The sequence below is a fragment of the Roseibium sp. RKSG952 genome (assembly GCF_009711355.1).
In genome coordinates this window covers 1-241 of record NZ_SMMF01000083.1, presented here as the reverse complement: position 1 = coordinate 241, position 241 = coordinate 1, and the positions used below count along the sequence as shown (strand labels likewise).

At 58.9% G+C, this 241-nt stretch carries 1 protein-coding gene; it reads left to right on the top strand.

Going from position 1 to position 241, the window contains the following annotated elements:
• Positions 1-241 (top strand): DUF4116 domain-containing protein (locus E1297_RS00215; protein ID WP_155132509.1); only part of this gene is annotated, 241 nt, incomplete at both ends.

Below are 241 nucleotides of genomic sequence, written 5' to 3'. Positions count from 1 at the left end.
AGCCCTCCGGACGGAGGAGATGTGCCGCGAGGCGGTGGGGCAAAGCGGCCGGGCGTTGGAATATGTACCGGAGCGTCTCCAGACGCGGGAGCTGTGCCTCGAAGCGGTCAGGCAAAAAGACGAAGCTTTCCAAAGGATTACGGAAGACTTGAAAAGCCATTGCATGCCAGCGCTCTCAGCACGGCACCCTAAATGGGTAGGAGCGAACAATCTCGAAACGCTGAAGCACGCCCTTTCGCAT